The sequence below is a fragment of the Micromonospora sp. NPDC049580 genome (assembly GCF_040675595.1).
GTDB lineage: Bacteria > Actinomycetota > Actinomycetes > Mycobacteriales > Micromonosporaceae > Micromonospora.
The window spans coordinates 1-3,852 of sequence record NZ_JBFAPG010000551.1; the positions used below are offsets into that span (position 1 = coordinate 1).

3 protein-coding genes are annotated in these 3,852 nt (G+C 72.9%); 2 read left to right on the top strand and 1 reads right to left on the bottom strand.

The genetic code is table 11. The annotated features are described in order from the left end of the window. A partial coding sequence (locus tag AB0J68_RS28845) for an NAD(P)/FAD-dependent oxidoreductase (RefSeq protein ID WP_363941636.1) occupies positions 1-986 on the bottom strand: 986 nt, incomplete at its 3' end. A gap of 134 nt (positions 987-1,120) precedes the next feature. Between AB0J68_RS28845 and AB0J68_RS28850 the strand changes: the two genes are divergently transcribed. Then, the gene (locus AB0J68_RS28850; RefSeq protein WP_354862737.1) at positions 1,121-2,362 is read left to right on the top strand and encodes a TIR-like protein FxsC; all 1,242 of its coding nucleotides are present in this window, start codon (positions 1,121-1,123) and stop codon (positions 2,360-2,362) included. A gap of 12 nt (positions 2,363-2,374) precedes the next feature. Further along, a partial coding sequence (locus tag AB0J68_RS28855) for a TIR domain-containing protein (RefSeq protein ID WP_363941638.1) occupies positions 2,375-3,852 on the top strand: 1,478 nt, incomplete at its 3' end.

The window sequence follows — 3,852 nt, forward strand, 5'->3', positions numbered from 1 at the left end:
GTCAGCACGCCGCGCGGCGAGGTCGGGGTGGAGTTGTCCACCGTCTCGGTGAGCGGTCCGGCGCTGCTGGTGGACACGCCGGAGCGCCCGTCGGCACGCCAGAACGGCTCGGCGTAGACGGCGTGCACCTTCCACGCCGACCCCATCGGCATCCGCTGCGTCAGGCCGTCGCGCAGCGCCGGCAGCGGGGGGTCGTACCGGATCCGGCCGGCCAGCGCCGGTGCCAGCGCGACCACCACGGCGTCGCCGTCGACGGGCCCGGCGTCGGTGCACACCGTCACCCCGTCCGCGTCCTGCCGGATCGTGTGCACCGCGGCGCCCAGCCGCAGCGTCTCCGGCGGCAACCCGGCCGCCATCCGCTCGGCCAACGCCGCAGGACCGCCCACGATCCGGTCCTGCTGCGCGCCGCCGGCCATGCCCAGCAGTGGCCCGGTGCCGCCCGCGCTGCGCAGGTAGAACAGCAGGTGCAGCAGGGACAGCTCGTCCGCGGCGGTGGCCAGCAGCCCGCCGGCGAGCAGCCGCCCCAGGTAGTCGGCCGTGTCGGTGTCCCCGGCCGTGGCGCGCAGCCAGCCGCCGAGCGTCGTCGCGTCCCACCGTGCGGCCTCCGGCGCCCGCCACGGCTCGGCCGGGTCCAGGACGGCGGCGTACCCGTCGAGCAGCCCGAGTACCCGGGCGACCTGCGCCGGCGGGTCGGGTCGCCGCTCGCCGGCCCACAGCAGGGTGGACGCGCCGAGCGCCGCCGAGGCGAAGGTGACCAGCCCGTGCTCGGCGACCAGCGCGTACATCCGGTCCTGGGTCGGGCCGATCCACTGGGCGCCCAGGTCGAGCTGCGTCCCGTCGGGCAGCCATCGGGTCAGCACCCGCCCGCCGACGCGGTCGCGGGCCTCCAGCACCCGCACGCGCGCGCCGGCCCGGTGCAGCGCCGCCGCGGCGGCGAGACCGGAGAAGCCGGCGCCGACCACGACCACCCGGAGGCCCTCGGACACGGCGACGGTCTACCCCAAAGCGTCGGGCATATGACTCTTCGCCGGCCCGCAGCGATGATCGCGGTCCGGGTGGGGTGGCATCGACGGTCCTATACTGTGCCTACCGGTCGTGGAACCCGTGAGCGGAGGCGGGCGTGCCACTCTTTTTCCTGAGTTACGCCCAGGAGGACAACCGCAACAGCCAGATACAGGAGTTCTTCGTCGATCTCAGCGAGGCGGTGGCCGGGCTGGCCGCCCTCCACTGGGACGAGGCGGGGTTCATCGACGGGCACATCCCGCTCGGCAGCACCTGGCCGGACACCCTGTCCGACGCGTTGTCCACCAGCGCCTGCCTGGTCGCGCTCACCTCGCCGCGGTACGTCGTCAGCGACTACTGCGGTCGGGAGTTCCAGGTCTTCGCCGACCGGATCGACGAGCACGAGCGGCAGTTCCACGTTCGTCCGCCCGCGATCGTGCCGGTGCAGTGGCTCCCGTGCGACCGGCTGCCCACGGCGGTCGCCGGCTTCCAGTACCGCAACTTCCACACCGGCACCGCCTACGCCCAGGACGGCCTGCTCACCCTCAAGCAGCGCAAACGGCACGAGGACGATTACAAGGACTTCGTCGACGCGCTCGCCCGGCACATCGTGCAGACCGCCCGCGACCACACCCTGCACCGGCCGGCGCAGCGCCCCGTGCTGTCCAAGGTGACCAGTGCCTTCGACCGGCCGGCGAGGCCGCAGGCGCACCACGGCCCGAGCATGTCGACGGCGGTGCAGCGGGCCACCAGTGCCCGGCACGTGCACATCGTGCTGGTCGCCGGCAGCTCCGCCGAGCTGGCCGGCAGCCGGCCCGGCGCCGAGGACCGCTACGGCGCGGTCTCGCGGGACTGGCGGCCGTACCGGCCCGAGCTGGAGGTGCCGATCGGCAGCTGGGCCGGGGCCATCGCCACCACCAAGAGCTACGGCTGGACAGTGGAGGACGCCGAGGAGCTGGCCGTGGTCCGGGAGTGGGCGCGGGCGCACAACCAGATCGTCGTGCTGGTGGTCGACGTCTGGTCCGCCGACCTGCCGCGCTACCAGGTCAGCCTGATCGGCTACGACCGGGACGTGAACTCGCCCCGGGCGCCGGTGCTGGTGCCGTGGACGGCCGCCGACGACGCGGCTGCCGGCGGCAACCGCAAGATGTGGGACACCCTGGCCCGGGTGCTCCCGCATCACGTGCTGCACAACACCCGCGACGTGTGGCGCACCGAGATCGCGACCTCCGCACGCTTCCAGGAGGAACTGGAGGACGTGCTGGTGGTCGAGCAGGGTCGGATCTACCGCACGGGCACGGTCTACCAGGAGCCGCCCACCGACGGCTCCGGTCTTCGCCCGATCCTCGAAGGTCCCTAGGGGAGGCACGCCATGGCGGTGAACGAGACGGCACGCGGCCAGATCGTGACCTTCTACTCGTACAAGGGCGGCACCGGCCGCACGATGGCGCTGGCCAACGTGGCCTGGATCCTGGCCAGCCAGGGGTTGCAGGTGCTGGTCGTCGACTGGGACCTGGAGTCTCCGGGCCTGCACCGCTACTTTCATCCGTTCCTGCGCGACAAGGAGCTGCGCGCCACCCCCGGCGTCATCGAGATGATCTGGGATTACTCGATCGCCACGATGCAGCGCAACCGTGACGAGGACTCCCAGGAGATCCTCACCGGTCATGCCAAGATCCAACGACGCGCGGTCTCGCTGAACTGGGACTTCAGCCACGGCGGCGTGATCGACTTCGTGGCCGCCGGGCAGCAGGACTCGGCGTACTCCCGGCTGGTGAGCACCTTCGACTGGGCCAACTTCTACGAGCGGCAGGGCGGCGCGTCGTTCATCGACGCGGTCCGGGCGCAGATGCGCGCCGAGTACGACGTGGTGCTGATCGACAGCCGCACCGGCCTCAGCGACGTCGCCGGCATCTGCACCGTCCAACTGCCCGACCTGGTCGTCAACTGCTTCACCATGTCCACCCAGAGCATCCGTGGCGCGGCGGCGGTGGCCCGCTCCATCCGCAGCCAGCGCCCGGACGACCCGCCGCTGCTGCTGCCGGTGCCGATGCGCGTGGAGGACGCCGAGCTGCGCAAGCTGGAGACCGGTCGGGACCTGGTCCGCGCCGAGTTCGCCCCGTTCCTCGACCACCTCTCCGACGCGGCGGCCGCCCGCTACTGGAACACCATCGAGGTGCCGTACCGCACGTTCTACGCCTACGAGGAGATCCTCGCCGCGTTCGGCGACCGGCCCGAGCAGGTCGGCACCCTGCTGGCCGCGTACGAGCAGCTCGCCTCGGTGATCACCGACGGGCGGATCACGCAGCTGCACCCGATCGGCGAGACGGACCGTCGCCGCTCGCTGGCCGAGTTCGAACGGAGCCGGCTCACCGCCGAGCAGGCCGTGCTGCTCAGCTACGCCTCCGCCGACCGGCTCTGGGCCGAGTGGATCACCGACCAGTTGGAGGACGCCGGGCTGCGGGTGGACCGCCGCGCGCTGGACGTGCCGCTGCTCGCCGGCGGGCGGGCCGAGTTCGACCGGGCCGTCAGCGGCGCCAGCCGGGTGCTGGCCGTGCTCACCCGGCACTACGCGAGCACCTCCCTCGCGGGTGAGGTGTGGAAGACCGCCACCGGCCGCGACCAGCTCGGCGGCGGGGGAGTGCTGGTGCCGCTGCGGGTCGACGAATCGCGGCTGACCGCCCCGTACAGCGAGCACAGCCCGGTCGACCTCACCGACAGCGACCCGTCCACCGCGCGGACCCGGCTGCTGGAGGCGGCGGGAACGCCGACGATCACGGCCGGCGGTCGCGCGGTCGGCCGGTTCGCTGTCGGTGAGGTCGACCGGGCTGTGCTCGCTGTACGGGGCGG